Origin of the sequence: Parasedimentitalea marina (assembly GCF_004006175.1) — a bacterium.
GTDB classification, from domain to species: Bacteria; Pseudomonadota; Alphaproteobacteria; order Rhodobacterales; family Rhodobacteraceae; genus Parasedimentitalea; species Parasedimentitalea marina.
Genome location: NZ_CP033219.1, coordinates 355537 through 373895 on the forward strand (window position 1 = coordinate 355537; position 18359 = coordinate 373895).

The following is an 18359-nucleotide window of genomic DNA, read 5'->3' on the forward strand; positions in this document are numbered from 1 at the left end:
CCTAGTGCCCGCGTCGGGTCTATTTCTCGCCTATCTTTGGCTCAGTGCCTGCGCGAATGCGGGCGATATTGGCGCTGTGGCGCCAGAAAACAACCGCGGCCAGCACCGCGGCCAGCAGGACCGTGTCGGCACGGCCAAGCACCAGCGTCCAAAGCGGGGCTGATAGGGCCGCACCCAAGGCCCCCATCGACGAAATCCGGCTCAGCGCAGCCGAGGCCAGCCAGGTCAGGCAACAGGCCAGGCCCACCGGCCAGGCCAGCGCCAGCATCAGGCCCAGGAAGGTGGCTACGCCCTTGCCACCTTTGAAGTTCAACCAGACCGGAAAACAATGGCCAAGAAACGCCGCCAGTCCGGCCAGTTGCGCTGCATCTTCGCCGGCCAGAAAACGCGCCATCAGCACCGCCGCCGCGCCCTTGCCGCCATCCAAAAGCAGTGTCAGTGCCGCGGCGGCCTTGTTTCCCGTGCGCAGCACGTTGGTGGTGCCGATATTGCCGGACCCGATGTCGCGCAGATTGCCCAGCCCCATTGCGCGGGTCAGCAATAAGCCAAATGGCACTGATCCCAAGCCATAGCCAACAAGGGCCCAGAGCATCAGCAGGGCGGCAGAGGTCTCGAATATTGGCATCAGCTTCTCCGGTAGACCGGCGCACCGGCAACATAAGTCGCCAGCACCCTACCTTGCATGCGCTGGCCGTCAAATGGGGTGTTCTGCGATTTCGATTTCAGCGCAAATCGATCCATCACAAAGGGGACGTCGGCGTCAAACAGGACCAGATCCGCAGGGGATCCGACGTTTAGGCGACCGCTGTTCAGTCCCAGGCGTTTGGCCGGGTTCAGCGCCATGGCGCGAAACAGGGTTGGCAGATCCAGATGCCCCGAGTGATACAGCCGCAGGGCGGCCGGCAGCAGGGTCTCCAGCGCCACCGCGCCGGCCGCCGCCTCTTCAAAGGGCAGCCGTTTGCTTTCTTCATCCTGCGGGGTGTGCATAGAGCTGATGATATCGATCAGCCCCGTGCGCACCGCCTCGACCACCGCCAGACGGTCGTCCTCGGATCGCAGCGGCGGTTTGACCTTAAAGAAGGTCCGGTAATCAGCCGGGTCCAACTCGTTCAAAGTCAGGTGGTGAATCGAGGTGCCGGCGGTGATGTCCAGCCCATTGGCCTTGGCGCGTTCCAGTGCGGGCAGCGCGCGCGCCGTGGTGATCTGGTCGGCGTGATAACGCGCGCCGGTCATTTCCAGCAGCGCAATATCGCGATCCAGCCCCATGCGTTCTGCCATGGGCGACACAGCGGGCAACCCGCGCAGGGCGGCGAATTTACCGCTTGTGGCGGCAGCGCCCTTGGACAAAATAGGTTCTTGCGGGTGGGCAATCACCAGTGCGCCACATGAGCGGGCATAAGTCAGGGCGCGGGTATAGACCTTGGTGTCCGTGATCACCCGGTCGCAATCGGTAAAGGCCACCGCGCCGGCATCCATCAGAAAGCCGATCTCGGTCATTTCACGCCCGTCGCGGCCCTTGGTCAGCGCTGCCATTGGCAGCACGTTGACCGGGGCATCGGCCTGGGCGCGGCGGGTGACGAATTCCAGCACTTCGGGGCTGTCGATGGTGGGCGCGGTATCGGGGCGGGTGACCATGGTGGTGACCCCGCCCGCCGCCGCCGCAAGGCCCGCCGATTTGTAGCTTTCCTTGTGACGCTCGCCCGGCTCGCAAACTTTCACGCCGATATCGACGATACCGGGGGCCAGACAGCGATTGTTGCAGTCAATGATTTCAACGTCTTCTGGAGATATTTTTCGCGCGCGAAACATTGCCGCCACGTTGAGGTTTTCTGCAAAGACCTCGGTAATCGTACCATCCTGCACCAGCAGATGGCCCGGCGCGTCCGTGCCTGCTTCGGGGTCGATCAGGCGGGCATTGGTGAAAAGTAGGGTCATGTGTTTTCTCTCTTGTCCATCGCCCCGGCCTGAACAAGGCCCATAAGCTGATATACTTTTTCTCCGTCGGGAATATTCTCGAAACCAACTCCATGCGGAGAGCTTTGCCTGATAGAGATTTGTCCATACGCATCAAATTCGCTAATGGGTTTATCCAGAGAAGACGGATAACGCCATGCGAACCAGACGCTACAATGTGGAGTATAGGAAATATCTAGAACCGTGTTTTCGGTAATGGGATAGTCGCTAAGTCGCTTACCAAGCAACAAGTGGTCGCGCGCAATGAACGCGCGTTGATTGGTTAAAGTATACCATGTTCTTCGAAATACGAACCGGGCTTGCAGGTGTTTTAGGGCAAGGTATCCTAAGTTTCCACTGATCAGGATAAGTGCAAAATCACGGAAAAACAGGGCTGCGGGAGTGGTGCCGTCTGGCCAATTTGGGGCGAATTCGCGCAGGGGTAGCCATGCCGTTAGGCAGAAAAGTCCAATTTTGAAGGGTAGCAAGATTTGGTTTTTCCAGCGAAAGTCGCTGTCAGGGCGTCCTTGCCAGAGGACCTCTTCACCGGGCTTTAGGATTTCGTCCCACTCGTCAGCCCGACTCATCTGCGCGCACTCTCGATGATCCTGCTCGTCGCGGCCGGCTCCGCCTGATACTTGATCAGATGCTTGTCGCCACTCTTGGTCACCACCTGCACATAGCTGCCCATGGTGCGCACCCGCTTGATCTGGGTCAGCGGGATATTGCGCTCGGCAGGGCCGGTCAGGCCGGTGTCGGATAGGGTCCAGGTCACAGCAAGATCCTCGGACATCAAATACCAGCCGCGCAGGATGATCGCTGCCAATCCACCGATGGCGCCAGTCCAGACATGGGGATTACCCATGGCCCACAGGATCGCCATGCCCGCCGCCATAGCCAGCGCCGCCATCCAGGCGTGCGAGCGGATATAGGCCCTTCGGTCGGGGGTGAATGTTGTCATAGCCATCCCACCAGCTTGCTGAGCAGGGCGACCATCAACAGCATCACCACAGCAAAAAGACTGGCGCCGATGCGGCGGGCCTTGGCGCGCCCTTCACGGGGCGACAGGCGGGGCGCGGAATAGAGTTTGGCGCTGTCGGTCTGAATCGGAGCGCCGGTCCATTGGGTCTGATCTTCGCCATAGGCGCCAATGAATGTGATCTGCCGGGCCGGTGTCAGACGGGTTTCCTCGCCGCCAAACGCGCGTGAACGGATCAGCAGCACGTGGCCGGTCAGGCCCATCAGGCGCGCATGGTCCGGGGCCAGCTGATCAGCAGCTATGCCGCAGCCCTCGTTCAGGTAGCCCACAAGCCCCAGGTCCTCGAGATCGGTAAGTGGGAAGATCTCCACCTGATCCAGATTGATCTCGTCGATGCCCAGCACCTGCGCCAAGGCCTCGGGTTCGCGCAGGAACCGGGCCTGTTCGGGGCGCATGCCAAGGTCAAAGACCCTTATCATGTCGCGCTCGCCCGCTGGGATATGCATTGTCGGATCCATCTAAGTTACTCTGCCGGGGCCAGTTGTTCTGCGCGCAGGTTCTGCGCCAGAAGGTCCATCACCGCCATGCGCACGGCGACACCCATCTCGACCTGTTCCTGGATCACCGAGCGGTTGATGTCGTCCGCCAGTGTGCCGTCGATTTCAACGCCGCGGTTCATCGGGCCGGGGTGCATGACGATGGCGTCGGGTTTGGCCAGTGCCAGCTTGTCGGCGTCCAGCCCGTAGCGGTGATAATATTCCCGCTCCGAGGGGATGAAACCGCCGTCCATGCGTTCCTTTTGCAGGCGTAGCATCATCACCACATCGACGTCCTTCAGACCCTCGGACATGTCGTCATAGATCTCGGCGCCGAATTCAGCGAACTGGCTGGGCACCAGGGTTGGCGGACCGATCAGACGAATGCGGTTTTCCATTTTACCCAGCAGAATCAGGTTCGATCGCGCCACACGACTGTGGGCGACATCACCGCAGATGGCGATATTCAAGCGGTGCAGACGGCCCTTGGCCCGGCGAATGGTCAGCGCATCCAGCAGCGCCTGGGTTGGGTGCTCGTGGCGGCCATCGCCGGCGTTCAGCACCGCGCAGTTGACCTTTTGCGCCAGCAGATCCACCGCGCCGGAATGCGGGTGGCGGACAACCAGCAGGTCCGGGTGCATGGCGTTCAGGGTCATGGCGGTGTCGATCAGGGTCTCGCCCTTTTTGATCGAGGAGGCCTGCATCGCCATATTCATCACGTCCGCACCCAGCCGTTTGCCGGCAATCTCAAAACTGGCCTGGGTGCGGGTAGAGTTCTCGAAGAACATATTGACCTGGGTCAGCCCGGCCAAAGCGGTAGATCGTTTTTCGGTGGCGCGGTTTTGGTCGACGTATTTATCGGCCAGATCCAGGATCGCCGTGATCTCATGCGGGCGCAGCGGCTCGATGCCAAGCAGGTGTTTGTGGCCAAATTGGGTAGGGGTCATGAGCAGGCTCCGCGCTTGGGTCGGGGGTGTTATAGGCGGGCAGGGGAAGGCGGGCAAGGTGCTGTTCTGTAGGAAAACAGCTGCGCTGTCCGGGGTGTATTCCCGGGGTTTTGAGTATTTTTGGCAACGGGAAGCTGGGGTGTTTCGTCTTGGCGTCAGCCGGGGTAGTTTGGCGCATGGAATCGGCATTGGATTATCACAGCGCGCGGGCGCTCTTGCAGTGGCAAGTTGAACTGGGCGCCACCGAAAGCATCGGTGATGCGCCGGTAGATCGCTATGCGCTGGGGGCGACACTGCCAAAGGCGAAGGTGTCGCAGGCGCCTGCAGTGCAAAAGCCCAAGGAAGTGGACCCTGTTGAGCAGGCGCAAAAGGCAGCGCGGGCGGCGACCGGGCTGCCCAGTCTCCGGGCGGCTTTGGACGGCTTTGACCATTGTGCCCTGAAAAAAGGTGCGCGCAATCTGGTGTTCAGCGATGGTCAGGCCGGCGCACGCGTGATGATCATTGGCGACGCACCGGGCCGCGAGGAAGACCGCGCCGGTAAACCCTTCGCCGGTCAGGCTGGGGGATTGCTGGACAAGATGCTGGCAGCGATCGATTTGTCGCGCGACAGCTCTGTTTATCTGACTGGCGTGCTGCCATGGCGGCCACCACAGAACCAGGAGTTGCAACCGGCAGATATCGCGATGATGGTGCCGTTCCTGCAGCGTCATGTGGAATTGGCCGAGCCTGAATATCTGGTGTTGATGGGCAACGCGGCCTGCCAGGCGGTGCTAGGCAAGCGCGGCATCAACCGGTTGCGCGGCGAATGGCAGCAGGCCTGGGGCAAGGCGGTTCTGCCGATGATGCCCCCGGAACAGCTGTTGAACCAACCGCAAGGAAAGCGCGCGGCCTGGGCAGATCTCTTGTCGCTTAAGGCCCGCATGGGAGCATTATCGTGAAAATTCTAGCTTTCTCGGATCTGCATTTGGCGCGGGCGCGGGCAGCCGATCTGGTTGCGGCCAGTGCCGAGGCGGATCTGGTGATCGGTGCGGGTGATTTCTGCAATATGCGCCAGGGTCTGGATCAGGCGATGCAATTGCTGGCGGGCGTGGCAGCGCCGATGGTCCTGGTTCCGGGCAATGCTGAAAGCGCAGATGAATTGCGCGCGGCGGCCCTGCCGGACATGACTGTTCTGCATGGCACCGGTACTGAGATCGACGGGCTACGATTGTTCGGGCTGGGCTACGGCGTGCCGCCAACCCCGTTTGGCGACTGGTCCTGTGATCTGACCGAGGAACTTGCCGGGCAGATGCTGGACAATTGTTCCGCCACCGATGTCCTGATCACCCATTCCCCACCCAAAGGTCTGGGGGATTTGACCTCGGGCGGGATTTCAGTTGGGTCTGTCGCAATCCGGGAAGCGATTGAGCGGTTGCAGCCAAAACTGGCTCTGTGCGGTCATATTCACGACAGTTGGGGCCAGCGAGGGTACCTCGGCGCCACCGAAGTGGTTAATCTGGGGCCGACAGTGAACTGGTTTGAGGTAGATCATTGAACCGCCGATAAGCAGGCGGACATCATGCGGGCCCAGGCTCGCAGTCAAAAAGGAATTCACGGCCCCATGTCGCGTATTGACGAGAACAAGACATTCATCCCGGTGCGCATTGCTGTGCTGACACTGTCGGATAGCCGCACCCTGGCCGAGGATCGCTCGGGCCAGGTGCTGGTGGACCGGTTGCAGGCGGCCGGGCATGTCCTGGCGGATCGTAAAATCATGCCCGATGACCGGGCGGATATTGCAGATCAGCTGCGCGCCTGGGTGGCAGACCCGCAGGTGGATGTGGTGATTTCAACCGGGGGCACTGGATTAACTGGGCGCGACGTCACCGTCGAGGCGCACCGCGATGTCTATGAAAAGGAAATCGAGGCCTTTGGCACTGTGTTCACCATTGTCTCGATGAAAAAGATCGGCACCAGCGCGGTTCAATCACGCGCAACGGGTGGCGTGGCGGGCGGAACCTATCTGTTTGCGCTGCCCGGCAGTCCGGGTGCTTGCAAAGATGGCTGGGACGAAATTCTGTCGATGCAGCTGGATTACAGGCATCTGCCCTGTAACTTTGTTGAAATAATGCCCAGATTAGAAGAATCTCAGCGACGGAAATAATCCACCGCTGCGTGTAACCTCGCAAACCCTGCCGAAACTTGATATGTTTCGACGGGGTTCAAAGGGGCGAAATAGGCAGAAAATGCCGCCTGAAGGGGACTAAAGATGCGCTTTTTGCGTCAAAGTTTGACTGGAATTTTTCTGGCGGCAGTCACCGCAGCACTGTTGCTGTATGCGGGCCAGATGGTTTTGGGCGCTGTGCAGCAGCGGATGAGCAACGAGCGCAAGGCGCCGCCCCCCCGTGAGCGTATTTTTGCGGTCAATCTGATAACTGCCGAGCTGCAGGACATCGCGCCCGAGCTGATTGCCTTTGGTAAGGTTGACAGCCGACGCCGGTTGGAATTGCGCACTCCGGTTGCCGGGCGGGTGATTTCGCTGGCGGAAGAGTTTGAGGAGGGCGGAGCTGTCTCCATGGGTCAGTTACTTTTGCAGATCGACCCGGCGGATGCGCAGTCGGCGCTGGATCAGGCCAAGGCCGATCTGCAGGACGCCCGCGCCGAAGAGCGTGAGACCGGCCGGACTTTGATCCTGGCGATGGATGAACTGGCCGCAACGCAGGATCAGGCCCAACTGCGCCAACGCGCCTTTCAGCGCCAGCTGGATTTGAAAGACCGCGGCGTCGGGACGGCAGCGACCGTTGAGGGGGCAGAACTAGACGCGGTTCAGGCCCGGCAGACGGTTATTTCACGGCGTCAAGCAGTGTCCCAGGCCGAAGCCGGAGTGGATCAGGCCGCGTCAAACCTGGCGCGGGCGCAGATCAGTCTGGCAACAGCCCAACGGGATCTGGCTGATACCACAGTAACGGCGCAGTTCGACGGCACGCTGCAAACGGTCAGTCTGGTGCAGGGGCGTCTGGTCTCGGCCAATGAAAAACTGGCGGATCTGGTGGACCCGACCCTGCTAGAAGTGGCCTTTCGGATTTCCACAGTACAGTACGCCCGGTTGCTGGATGGCAGCGGCAGTTTGATTGCCGCACCGGTGCGGGTCTCGCTGGATGCTACAGGCGCGGATCTAAGCGCCGAGGGCGTGATCAGCCGCGACAGTGGGGGGGCGGGCGAAGGTCAGTCAGGGCGCTTGATCTATGCGCGTCTGAACACTGCTCCGGGGTTTAAGCCCGGCGATTTTGTGACGGTGTCAGTGCGCGAACCTGTGCTAAGCGCGGTCGCGCGTTTGCCGGCCACGGTGCTGGATGCCAATAGTACCGTTTTGGTGCTAGGCCCCGAGGACCGGCTGGAACAGATGCAGGTCGAGCTGGTGCGCCGTCAGGGCAATGATGTTCTGATCCGCGGCGTGGGGCTGGCGGACCGCGAGGTGGTTGCCGGACGTACGCCCCTGCTGGGGACCGGCATCAAGGTACGGGCCCTGCGCAGCGGCACCGACGGGCAGCCGCAAGCCGCGCCACAGGCCGAGTTGATCGAGCTGAGTGACGAACGACGCGCCCGGCTGACGGCCTTTGTCGAAAGCAATAATCGTATGCCAGATGAGGCCAAGAAGCGCGTATTGGGGCAATTGTCGGAACCCAAGGTGCCAGTCCAATTGGTAACCCGCATTGAAGCGCGGATGGGGGGCTAAGAATATGGGTCTAGTCTATAAGCAAAGCGCCTTCCCAAGGTCAGGCGCGGCCCGGCGATGCCGGGCCAAAATTGAACTCGCATCCAGAGCATTCCAATGATCCGAGACCTGCCCCGCTCGGCGGGTGGCTTACTAAGCTATTTCACCCGTCACCGGACAGCCGCCAACCTGCTGTTGGTGATCCTGATGGTGCTGGGCATGGCGGCCATCCCCAATATGCGGGCACAGTTCTTTCCGGATGTGATCCTTGACCGGGTGACGGTTTCGGTCACCTGGGACGGCGCCGGTCCCGAGGATGTCGACAGTGCCATCGTCCAGGCGCTGGAACCGGCGCTGTTGTCGGTGGACGGGGTGGAATCCTCGTCGGCGTCATCGCGTGAAGGGGTTGCCTCGATCAGTCTGGAGTTTGAGCCGAACTGGGATATGGCACGGGCGGCGGATGATGTGCAGTCGGCGGTGGATGCCGTGACCACGCTGCCCGATGCTGCCGACGAGCCCAAGGTCACCCGCGCTGTCTGGCGCGATCGAGTCACCGATGTGGTGATCTCGGGAGCGCTGGAGCCGGCCCAGCTGGGCCTGTTTGCGGATGAGCTGATTGTCCGCCTGTTCGAGGTCGGCGTGACCCGCACCACCATCCGGGGCGTTGCCGCGCCGCAAACATTGATCGAGGTGCCCTCGTATAGTTTGATTGCCCATGACGTCACCCTGACGCAGATCGCCGATGCCATTGCAGCCGAGGTGGCAGCGGATCCGGCGGGAGATATCTCAGGGGCCAACGCACGGGTCCGAACGGGGAGCGAAAAGCGAAAACCCGAAGAGATCGAGGCGATCGTGCTGCGCGCCAATGCGGATGGGTCAGCGCTGACCATCGGCGATGTGGCGCAGATCACCGTCGAAGGTGTGGACCGCAACCGGGCCTATTTTGTCGGCGAAGACTCGGCGATGTCGCTGCGGGTTGACCGGTCCAACAAGGGCGATGCCATTGGCATTCAGCGCAGCGTCGAGGATGTGGTGGCGCAGATGCAGCTGAGCCTGCCGCAGGGCGTCAAGGTTGAACTGATCCGCACCCGCGCCGAGGCTATTACCGGCCGTCTGAACCTGCTGGTCGACAACGGCTTGATGGGGTTAGCGCTGGTGGTGACGCTGCTGTTCTTGTTCCTCAACGCCCGGATAGCCTTCTGGGTTGCGGCGGGCATTCCTGCGGCGATGTTTGCCGCGATTGCCATCATGTATGCCGCTGGACTGACCATCAACATGATCAGCCTGTTTGGCCTGATTATCACGCTGGGTATTGTGGTCGACGACGCCATTGTGGTGGGCGAGCACGCCGATTTCCGCGCCAGACGGCTGGGGGAACACCCGGTGGTGGCCTCGGAAAACGCGGCCCGCCGCATGGCTATGCCGGTGCTGGCCGCAACCATGACCACCATCATCGCCTTCTTTGGCCTGACCATAATCGGCGGCCGGTTTGGCGATCTGATCAGCGATATCCCCTATACGGTGATCGCGGTATTGGCGGCGTCATTGGTTGAGTGTTTCCTGATCCTGCCCAACCACCTGTCCCATGCTATCGCGCATGCCGCCAAGGAGCACTGGTACGACTGGCCGAACCGGGTGGTGAACCGCGGTTTTCGCTGGGTGCGCGATCATCTGTTCCGCCGTCTGATAACCTGGGTGATCTGGGCCCGCTATGCGGTCTTGGCCGGGGCGCTGGTGCTGATGGCCAGTCAGGTTGCGCTGGTGGTGGGTGGCGATGTGAAATGGCGGTTCTTCAGCCCGCCGGAACGCAGCTCGGTCACCGGTAACTTTGCCATGGTAGAAGGCGCCAGCCGCGCCGACACGATGGCGATGATGCAGGAAATGCAACGTGCAACCCAGGCGCTGGGCCTGGAGTACGAGGAACGCTATGGTCTGAACCCGCTGTTGTTTGTCATGGCCGAGGTTGGCGGCAATGGTGGCCGTGGCTTGTCGGGTGTCGATACCAAAGACACTGATCTTTTGGGCGGCATTTCTATCGAGTTAATCGAGTCCGATCTTCGTCCCGAATATTCCAGCTATGCCTTTGTGGCCGAGTTGCAGGAGAACGTGCAGCGCCATCCTCTGGCCGAGACGGTATCGTTTCGTGGCTATCGTTCCGGTCCGGGTGGAGATGCGCTGGATGTGCAGTTCTACGGGGCTGATGTTCAGACCCTAAAGGATGCCTCGGAAGATCTGAAAAATGCAGTGCTGCGCTACCCTGAGGTCTCGGCGGTCGAGGACAATCTGGCCTATGACAAGGAAGAGGTCATTCTGGATCTGACACCGCAGGGCCAAGCGCTTAGCTTTACCATCGATTCACTGGGGCGGGCCCTGCGGGCGCGGTTGAACGGGATTGAGGCGGCAACTTATCCCGATGGCCCCCGTTCGGCCACCATCCAGGTCGAACTGCCTAAGGGAGAGCTGACGGCTGACTTCCTGGAACGCACCTTGATGCGGACACCGACCGGCAGCTACGTGCCACTCGCAGATATTGTCTCGGTGACCCAACGCACGGGGTTCTCGACCATTCGGCGCGAAAACGGCATCCGGGTGGTTTCGATCACTGGCGACATATCCGAGGACGACGCGGCGAGGGCGGAACAAATCGAGCAAGCGTTGAAAACGGAAATTCTGCCCGAAATTGCCAGTGAGCGGCAGGTCGAGTGGCGCCTTGCCGGGTTGAGCGAGCAGGAAAACGCCTTTCTGAATGATGCGCGTACCGGGCTGATCCTGTGTCTGACCGGTATCTATCTGGTGCTGGCCTGGGTGTTTTCCAGCTGGACCCGGCCAATGGTGGTGATGGCAATCATTCCGTTTGGTCTGGTGGGTACGATCTACGGTCACCATTTCCACGGTGTGCCCCTGTCGATGTTCTCGGTGGTTGGCCTGTTGGGGATGACAGGCATTATCATCAATGATTCCATCGTGCTGGTGACCACCATCGATGAATATGCCGAGGACCGTGGGCTGATCCCCTCTATCATCGAAGGTGCCGCAGACCGGTTGCGCCCTGTTATGCTGACGACCTTGACCACCGTGCTGGGGCTGGCGCCTTTGCTGGCGGAAAACTCGCAGCAGGCCAAATTCCTGAAACCAACGGTGATCACACTGGTCTATGGCCTTGGTTTTGGCATGGTTCTGGTATTGCTGGTGGTGCCCGCTCTGGTGGCGATGCAGCGTGATGTGGCGCGGCCCATGGCAGCCCTGCGGCGCGCGATGAAGGCTGCGGCGACCCGGGGGCTGATGTTGGGTGTTGGCGCTGTGCAGGCCGGATGGCTGGTCCTGACAATGGGACTGACAATTGCCACCGGAACATTGCATCCGGTTCTGGCTGAGATGCTGCCGCTGTTGACCACGATGGCGCCAATGCGCGCGGCATTGCTGGCCTTCCTGGGCGGAGCAGCAGTAATTGTTTTCGTTAGTTATGTGCTGGCGGCGCTGATCACCGGAATGCGGTCGCACAGACGGGTTTGAGGAAATAATCATCCGCATGTCTAAGGGCCTGCAGATATGCTCTGTGCTAGCGGTTTTGCATCCGGGTTTGGGCCAGCCGGGCCACCTCGGCCACTTGATCCAGTAGTGGTAACCCGCAGCTGTCCAAGTCTGCGATAGCTATCCATTGCGCCTGTTCGGCATCATCCGCCGTTTGGGGAGTGCCCTGCTGATACTCACATAATACCGCGGCCAGAAGATACTGTTGTGTAATCACGCCGTCGGTGTCGCGCAGGATAACGTCGATATTGGTGAGGTAGTCCAACGGATGGGCGGTGACGCCGGTTTCCTCAAGCAATTCACGGGCTGCGGCCTGCAGGGCGGTCTCGCCCAGTTCCAGATGACCGCCGGGAAAGCCCCACATGCCGGCGCTGGGCTGCTTGCCCCGTTGCACAAGAATGATGCGGTCGCGATGGCAGACCACGGCAATGGCTCCGACGAGGGGACGGTTCATTTTGCGGTCCTTATGTTATCCAGCGCTGCAGCCGCGAATGTCCACGGCGTGGCGTGTGCCCAGCACAGTGATCCGCAGCTTGGAGCGGTCCAGGGCAAAGCCACCCTTGGTTACGGGAAGGAACTCGGTTGTTGCAACCAACATGTTGCCGCGACGCTCGGTGGCGGTCGCACCACCATAGGCCATTGGTGTGCCGGATTCGATGATTGCAACCTCGGTGCCTCCGGCGGTCGGCATGGATATGCGGGCTTCTACCTGCATACCGTATTGTGTCGGCGATAATGTGCATTTGGCGGATTTAACTCCGGCTTCTTTGGCCGAATAGGGGCGATTGGCCATAGCCGCGACAATCGCCGGGTTGCGGTTTGCCTGCAGGTTCAACTGGTGCTGAAATGACACTTCGGAAGGCACGCAGACATCCTTGCACAATCCCAGCTGCATTTCGCCGGTCAACGTAACGGGCTGATTGGCAGCAGCTGGGGTGATTTCAATCGGCAACACCAGGCGGTCATGGTAGCCAATGGTCTGGTAACCCGAGGTCATGGTGACCTCAGGCGTCGGCCAAATGATCGACAAAGATCCAACATTGCGCGACCCACGCCAGTCAAAACTGGGGGCGATGCCAGCATCGCCAGGGCTGCGCCAATAGGTTTTCCAGCCCGGCTGCAGGGTCAGGCGCAGGGCCCCCATATAGGTGCCACGTCCCGTGGGACCACCGTCCAGCACCTCTATTTCGACAAGTGGGTCAGTGTCACTGAAAGCTGCAGCGGGAGAGGCGAGGGCAAAGAGCCCGGCGGCTAGAATATTAAAGAGCTGTTTCATGGCGCAACAGATGCGCTGCCGAAATCAAAAAGCCAAGTCACGTTGTGGTTAGCATGTCGCGTTGTGGGTTGGCTGGCATAGGAATGGGATTGGCTCTGGTTGCTTTGACAGCCACCCTTGCGCAGAACCTCTTGCCGCGTCATGATTAAAAACGGGGCCAATGCCATCCGGGTCACCCAGCGTGAAAGGGATGGTACTGCGGTCCAGTCAACGTTGGGGATATGACGCGTTGAAGCGGAAAGGTAACAGCATATGAATCTCACCGGCAAACTTCTGATTGCTATGCCTGGCATGGGTGATGAACGGTTTGAGCACACGGTGATCTTTCTGTGTTCGCATACGGAAGACGGCGCGATGGGGTTAATCGTCAACAAAACGGCGCCTGACGTGCAATTGGGTGATCTGTTGCGTCAGTTGGACATTACTCCGGATCCGGTAACGCGGGGGCAGATCCCAGTGCGCTTTGGTGGCCCTGTCGAGACCCAGCGTGGATTTGTGCTGCATACTCCGGACTATGAGGCCAGCCTGAACTCGCTGCATGTGTCAGAAACGTTTTCAATGACGGCGACGCTGGATATCCTGGAGGATATTGCGATTGGTCAGGGTCCTGATCAGGTGCTGATGATGCTGGGTTACGCGGGCTGGGGGGCAGGTCAGCTGGAGGGTGAGATTGGCCTGAACGGATGGCTGACCGTCGAAGCCACTGCGGGATTGGTGTTTGACACTGACGATGATCAAAAGTGGGGTGCCGCCCTGCAGTCGATTGGCGTTGATCCGCTGGGGCTGTCGAGTGAGGCGGGCCATGCGTGAACGTTCGATGTTCTCCCGTCCAGCCCCGACCTCCTGACGGAGGTCGTTGCCGGTTGGGCGTGGCACCGGGCCTGCGGCCCGGTGGGTCGCTGGTGCTGCTACTGCATCTTTCAGTTGAGCGCGGAAATAAACGGCAACAGGGAACGAAGGGCTCTCGGCAAGCACCGCGCGGCGCAGCCGCGCCCGGCCCAAGTCTGTCGCGACGTCCGGCGCAGCCGGGGGGCGTGCAGGCGCGGGAGCCTTTGGTTGTTAGTCCCTGGGGGCGGCGGCGCGGTTCAGGCGGTCATTGATCGCCTGACCCAACCCATGCTGGGGAACCGGTGCAACGGCGATGGGCCTGCTTAGGGCATCCAGGCGATGCAGGTGGCCAAACAGATTGCAGGCGGCCTCGGTCAGGTTGCCACTGGCCGAGAGGTTCAGATCGCAGGTCATTGCACCAAATCCCAGCATCAACTCACCGGGTTCGGCCTCAAGGGCATTCAGCCGCACCCGCTCGTTTGGGGCGTAGTGGGACAGCAGTTGCCCAGGCGCGGTCAAGGCATCCTTGACGTCCCGTTGCAGCAGCGGCTGGCCCAGCTCGCTCTCAATCTCCTCAGCCGCCAGCCCGCCGGGACGGAGCAACATGGGCTCAGGTCCAGCCAGACCGACGATGGTCGATTCCAACCCGACACCGCAGGCACCGTCATCGACAATGGCAGCCAGTCGCCCTTCCAGCCCGGCCAGAACATGGGCGGCTGTGGTGGGGCTGATCCGGCCTGACGGGTTGGCGGAAGGCGCTGCCACTGGACCATCGACCAACGCCAGCAAACGCCGTGCGGTGGGATGCGCGGGCACCCGGATTGCTAGAGTGTCCAGCCCGGCGGTGACCAGCGGTGAAAGGCCGTGTCCCTTCCGAAGCGGCAGCACCAAAGTCAGCGGTCCGGGCCAAAAAGCATCCGCCAGTTGCTGTGCGTGATCGCTCCACTGAACGTAACGTTGAGCCGCTTGGACGGATGGCAGATGCGCGATCAGCGGGTTGAATGTCGGCCGTCCCTTGGCCTCAAAAATCCCGGCAACAGCCGGGCCCAAACGGGCGTCTCCACCCAGCCCGTAAACGGTCTCGGTCGGAAAGGCGACCAACTTGCCCGCCCGCAATAATGTGGCAGCCTGTTCCAGGTCGGTCTGTTCAGATCCCAGTATTTCAGTGTGTTCTGTGTTCATATAGGTGACGCCGCGTTTTGGTTTGCTTGCGCGGCTGGCCCCGCTAGATACTCGTTCAAGCTTTGACAGTTACCGGCTGCGCACAGGGAAGCCAAGCCCATGCAGCAGCGCCACAGAAAGAGGATGCCATGAGTTTCCGCGCACCCGTTCCCGAGTATGAATTCCTGCTGAACCACATCGTTGGCTTTGGGCAGGTCGCCGCGACCGAAAAATTCGCCGAGGCCTCGGGCGACTTAACAAGCGCGATTCTGAACGAAGCTGGAAAATTATGCGACGAAGTCATGGCGCCACTGCAGCGGGCGGGCGACATGCAGCCGGCAGAATTGGTCAGTGGCGTGTTGCGCAGCTCGCCCGGCTATGCCGAAGGCTGGGCCGCCATAGCCGAGGGCGGCTGGATTGGTATGAGCGCACCGGAGGCGCATGGCGGCATGGGCTTGCCGATGGCGCTGACCTCTTGCGTGAATGAGATGATGAGTGGCGCTTGCCTGTCGTTGCAGCTGGCTCCGCTGATGTCGCAGGGCCAGATAGAAGCGCTGGCGCATCATGCCAGTGACGCGCTGAAGGACCTGTATCTGCCCAAGCTGATTTCTGGCGAATGGGCCGGCACCATGAACCTGACCGAGGCGCAGGCCGGATCGGATGTGGGCGCGCTGGCCTCCAAGGCCGAGCCCAACGGTGACGGCACCTTTGCGATCAGTGGCCAGAAGATATTCATCAGCTGGGGCGATAATGATTTCTGCAGTAATATCTGCCATCTGGTGCTGGCACGGCTGCCGGACGGCGTGCCGGGAACCAAAGGGATCTCGCTGTTTCTGGTGCCCAAGTTCCTGCCGGATGAAAACGGTGACGCCGGTGTGGCCAATGCGCTAAAGGTGGTCAGCCTGGAACATAAAATGGGCCTGCACGGCTCTCCCACCTGTGTGATGCAATACGACGGTGCCACCGGCTGGCTGGTCGGTCACGAACATGGCGGTATGGCTGCGATGTTCACCATGATGAACAACGCGCGTCTGGGTGTTGGCGGTCAGGGTATTGGTGCAGGCGAAGGTGCCTATCAGCAGGCGCTGGACTACGCGCTGGAACGCAAACAGGGCCGCAGTGAAAGCGGCACCATTGTAGATCATGCCGATGTGCGGCGGATGCTGATGACCATGAAGGCCGATCTGTTTGCCGCCCGTGCGATCATGTTGTCCTGTGCGGTATCCATCGATATGCAGGCCGCGACGGGTGAGGCAGACTGGGCGGCGCGGGCTGCGTTTTTGACCCCGATTGCCAAGAGTTTTGGCACCGACACCGGGATTTCGGTGGCGGATACCGGCGTGCAGGTGCATGGCGGTATGGGCTTTATCGAAGAAACCGGCGCGGCCCAGTTCCTGCGTGATGTGCGGGTGACCGCGATCTACGAGGGCACCAATGGCATTCAGGCGATGGATCTGGTGGCGCGCAAGATGATGGACGGCGGCGATATGGCCAACCGGCTGATGGACGAGATCGAGGAACAGGCCGAACGGGCCCGAACCACTCATCCCAATATGGCCGAAAGCGTCTGGCAGGCCTGCGAAAGCTTGCGTGAAGCCACCGATTGGCTGGTGGCGCAGGATGCGATGAATGATCGTTTTGCTGGTGCCGTTCCCTATTTGCGCGCCTTTGCCCGCGTTTTGGGCGGGCATTTCCATCTGACTGCAGCTATGGCTGATCTGGGTGGGCCACGTGAAAAACTGGCACGGTTCTATATCACCCGCCTGCTGCCCGAACATGCCGGACTGCTTGCCCATGCGCAGGCTGGCGCGGCGGGCGCCTATGCACTGACCTTAGAAGAATTGACAGGCTGAAAATATGACAAGCGTCCCCGAAGTCACCATGCGTCACCCCTGGGAAACCCCTCCAGCACCAGGCGAGGCCATCGAAGTCGCTTCGGGTGTGCTGTGGATGCGCCTGCCACTGCCGATGAAACTGGACCACGTGAATGTCTATGCGCTGGATGACGGCGACAGCTGGACGGTGATCGACACCGGGTTTTCGTCAAAAAAGACCCGTGGGATCTGGCAACAACTGATGGACGGGCCGCTTCAGGGTAAGCCGGTCAAACGGGTGGTGGTGACCCATCACCACCCCGATCACATCGGCAACGCCGGCTGGTTCCAGTCCGAACATGGGGCTGAACTGGTGACCACCCGCACTGCCTGGTTGTTTGCCCGGATGCTGACGCTGGATGTGCAAGAGGTCTGGCCGCAGGAAACTCTGGATTACTACCGCAGCGCCGGCATGGACCCCGAGGTTTATGAAGCGCGGGTTGCCGACCGGCCTTTCAACTTTTCCGATGTGGTGTATCCGATTCCGCTGGGCTTTACCCGCATCCAGCAGGATGATGTGATCCGCATGGGCGGGCGCGACTGGGATGTGCACATGGGCAACGGCCATGCGCCGGAACACGCAACATTCTGGAGCCGCGATGACAATCTGGTGATCACTGGCGATCAGATCCTGTCCTCGATCAGCCCCAATATCGGTGTCTATGCCACCGAACCCATGGCCGACCCGCTGGCCGACTGGCTTGAGGCCTGCGAACGACTGGCCCCGCTGGCCCAGCCGGATCACCTGTGTTTGGGCGGCCACAAACTGCCCTTTACCCGTCTGCCGCTGCGGATGCGGCAGTTGATCGACAACCACCACGGCGCGCTCGACCGGCTGCTGGACTTCCTCGATCAGCCCCGCACAGCGGCTGAATGCTTCGCGCCCCTGTTCAAGCGCTCGATCGGGTCTGGCGAATACGGGCTTGCCTTGGTCGAGGCGGTGGCCCATGTAAATCACCTGTATTGTGTTGGAAAACTGGATCGCAGCCGCCGCGACGATGGCGCCTGGCTGTACCAGCGTAAAGGGTAGGGACATGGGCGATCAAATCAAGACATCCGCAGAGGCAATCGAGGCAGCGGTGTTGCCCAGCCTGCATGAGGTCCACGCGGACCCTGAGGCGACAGTGGGCCTGAACACCGTGCCCGAGGCGCTGAACAAGCTGGCCGAGAAGAAAAGCGCCGCGCGCTGGGCCTACGAGCGCCTGATCCTCTATATCCAAAACTTTGAGAAGCAACTGGACGGCGAACACGAGGTCGCAATGGGCTTTGTCGGCGGTGAAACCGGCGTGCTGCGGATCGAGGGCATGGGCTATTTTGATCCCGATATCATCACCTTCTACGGCAGCGACGGCGCGCAGGGTAGAACTCAGCTGGTGCAGCATGTCACCCAATTGAACGTCATGTTGCGGGCCCTGCCGAAGCCGAAGAAAGATCAACCGGCCAATCGGATCGGCTTTAAACTGGCCTCTGATCTCGGCGACAGCTAACCTGCCTGTTGCACCGGGCCGCAGGCCCGGTGCCCGGCCCAACGGGAAGAGCGCCTCCGCCAGGAGGCCGATACCGGGCGGGAGCCCTTCGGT

General features: G+C 60.9%; 18 protein-coding genes. 9 read left to right on the forward strand and 9 right to left on the reverse strand.

The genetic code is table 11. The features are described from left to right. Positions 1-19 precede the first annotated feature (19 nt). The 6 genes from plsY to EBB79_RS01885 are packed head-to-tail and all read right to left on the reverse strand — an operon-like array spanning position 20 to position 4415. Positions 20-625, reverse strand: coding sequence for a glycerol-3-phosphate 1-O-acyltransferase PlsY (plsY, locus tag EBB79_RS01860; protein WP_127747205.1), 606 nt, complete (start codon positions 623-625; stop codon positions 20-22). Then, the gene (gene pyrC / locus EBB79_RS01865; RefSeq protein WP_127747206.1) at positions 625-1935 is read right to left on the reverse strand and encodes a dihydroorotase; all 1311 of its coding nucleotides are present in this window, start codon (positions 1933-1935) and stop codon (positions 625-627) included. Before pyrC ends, plsY begins: the two co-directional genes overlap by 1 nt. Further along, positions 1932-2540 carry a hypothetical protein gene (locus EBB79_RS01870; RefSeq protein WP_127747207.1) on the reverse strand — a complete coding sequence of 203 codons (609 nt, stop codon included), beginning with the start codon at positions 2538-2540 and terminating at the stop codon, positions 1932-1934. Before EBB79_RS01870 ends, pyrC begins: the two co-directional genes overlap by 4 nt. Next, the gene (locus EBB79_RS01875; RefSeq protein WP_127747208.1) at positions 2537-2920 is read right to left on the reverse strand and encodes a hypothetical protein; all 384 of its coding nucleotides are present in this window, start codon (positions 2918-2920) and stop codon (positions 2537-2539) included. The genes EBB79_RS01870 and EBB79_RS01875 overlap by 4 nt, the downstream gene beginning before the upstream one ends. Then, positions 2911-3438 (reverse strand): hypothetical protein, encoded by a 528-nt coding sequence (locus EBB79_RS01880; protein ID WP_238704974.1) that lies wholly within the window; start codon positions 3436-3438, stop codon positions 2911-2913. Before EBB79_RS01880 ends, EBB79_RS01875 begins: the two co-directional genes overlap by 10 nt. Positions 3439-3455: 17 nt before the next feature. After that, on the reverse strand, positions 3456-4415 hold the full coding sequence (locus tag EBB79_RS01885; protein WP_127747210.1) for an aspartate carbamoyltransferase catalytic subunit: 960 nt from the start codon (positions 4413-4415) through the stop codon (positions 3456-3458). Between the two features lie 176 nt (positions 4416-4591). Between EBB79_RS01885 and EBB79_RS01890 the strand changes: the two genes are divergently transcribed. The 5 genes from EBB79_RS01890 (at position 4592) to EBB79_RS01910 (ending at position 11622) form a co-directional block, all read left to right on the forward strand. Then, on the forward strand, positions 4592-5353 hold the full coding sequence (locus EBB79_RS01890; RefSeq protein ID WP_127747211.1) for a uracil-DNA glycosylase: 762 nt from the start codon (positions 4592-4594) through the stop codon (positions 5351-5353). After that, the gene (locus tag EBB79_RS01895) at positions 5350-5949 is read left to right on the forward strand and encodes a metallophosphoesterase family protein (protein ID WP_127747212.1); all 600 of its coding nucleotides are present in this window, start codon (positions 5350-5352) and stop codon (positions 5947-5949) included. Before EBB79_RS01890 ends, EBB79_RS01895 begins: the two co-directional genes overlap by 4 nt. Positions 5950-6015: 66 nt before the next feature. Further along, on the forward strand, positions 6016-6558 hold the full coding sequence (gene moaB, locus EBB79_RS01900; RefSeq protein WP_127747213.1) for a molybdenum cofactor biosynthesis protein B: 543 nt from the start codon (positions 6016-6018) through the stop codon (positions 6556-6558). A 105-nt stretch (positions 6559-6663) separates the two neighbouring features. Continuing rightward, on the forward strand, positions 6664-8130 hold the full coding sequence (locus tag EBB79_RS01905) for an efflux RND transporter periplasmic adaptor subunit (protein ID WP_127747214.1): 1467 nt from the start codon (positions 6664-6666) through the stop codon (positions 8128-8130). Positions 8131-8226: 96 nt separating this feature from the next. Beyond that, complete coding sequence (locus EBB79_RS01910) at positions 8227-11622, forward strand: efflux RND transporter permease subunit (RefSeq protein ID WP_127747215.1); 3396 nt, start codon at positions 8227-8229, stop codon at positions 11620-11622. A gap of 46 nt (positions 11623-11668) precedes the next feature. Here the strand turns inward: EBB79_RS01910 and EBB79_RS01915 are convergent, their stop codons facing one another. Beyond that, the gene (locus EBB79_RS01915) at positions 11669-12094 is read right to left on the reverse strand and encodes an NUDIX hydrolase (protein ID WP_127747216.1); all 426 of its coding nucleotides are present in this window, start codon (positions 12092-12094) and stop codon (positions 11669-11671) included. Positions 12095-12109: 15 nt separating this feature from the next. Further along, positions 12110-12916 (reverse strand): protein-disulfide reductase DsbD domain-containing protein, encoded by an 807-nt coding sequence (locus tag EBB79_RS01920; RefSeq protein ID WP_127747217.1) that lies wholly within the window; start codon positions 12914-12916, stop codon positions 12110-12112. A 252-nt stretch (positions 12917-13168) separates the two neighbouring features. Here EBB79_RS01920 and EBB79_RS01925 point away from each other — a divergent pair, with 252 nt between their 5' ends. Continuing rightward, on the forward strand, positions 13169-13726 hold the full coding sequence (locus EBB79_RS01925) for a YqgE/AlgH family protein (RefSeq protein ID WP_127747218.1): 558 nt from the start codon (positions 13169-13171) through the stop codon (positions 13724-13726). Between the two features lie 249 nt (positions 13727-13975). Here the strand turns inward: EBB79_RS01925 and EBB79_RS01930 are convergent, their stop codons facing one another. Next, entirely contained in the window at positions 13976-14926 is a 951-nt protein-coding gene (locus EBB79_RS01930) for an L-threonylcarbamoyladenylate synthase (RefSeq protein ID WP_127747219.1), read from the reverse strand. A 128-nt stretch (positions 14927-15054) separates the two neighbouring features. Here EBB79_RS01930 and EBB79_RS01935 point away from each other — a divergent pair, with 128 nt between their 5' ends. From EBB79_RS01935 to EBB79_RS01945, 3 genes are read left to right on the forward strand one after another with little or no spacing between them, the layout of a single operon-like run. Continuing rightward, a complete protein-coding gene (locus EBB79_RS01935; RefSeq protein WP_127747220.1) occupies positions 15055-16758 on the forward strand; it encodes an acyl-CoA dehydrogenase in 1704 nt (567 codons plus the stop codon). A gap of 4 nt (positions 16759-16762) precedes the next feature. Then, positions 16763-17809, forward strand: coding sequence for an MBL fold metallo-hydrolase (locus tag EBB79_RS01940; protein ID WP_127747221.1), 1047 nt, complete (start codon positions 16763-16765; stop codon positions 17807-17809). A gap of 4 nt (positions 17810-17813) precedes the next feature. Continuing rightward, complete coding sequence (locus EBB79_RS01945) at positions 17814-18266, forward strand: DUF6173 family protein (protein ID WP_127747222.1); 453 nt, start codon at positions 17814-17816, stop codon at positions 18264-18266. Positions 18267-18359 lie beyond the last annotated feature (93 nt).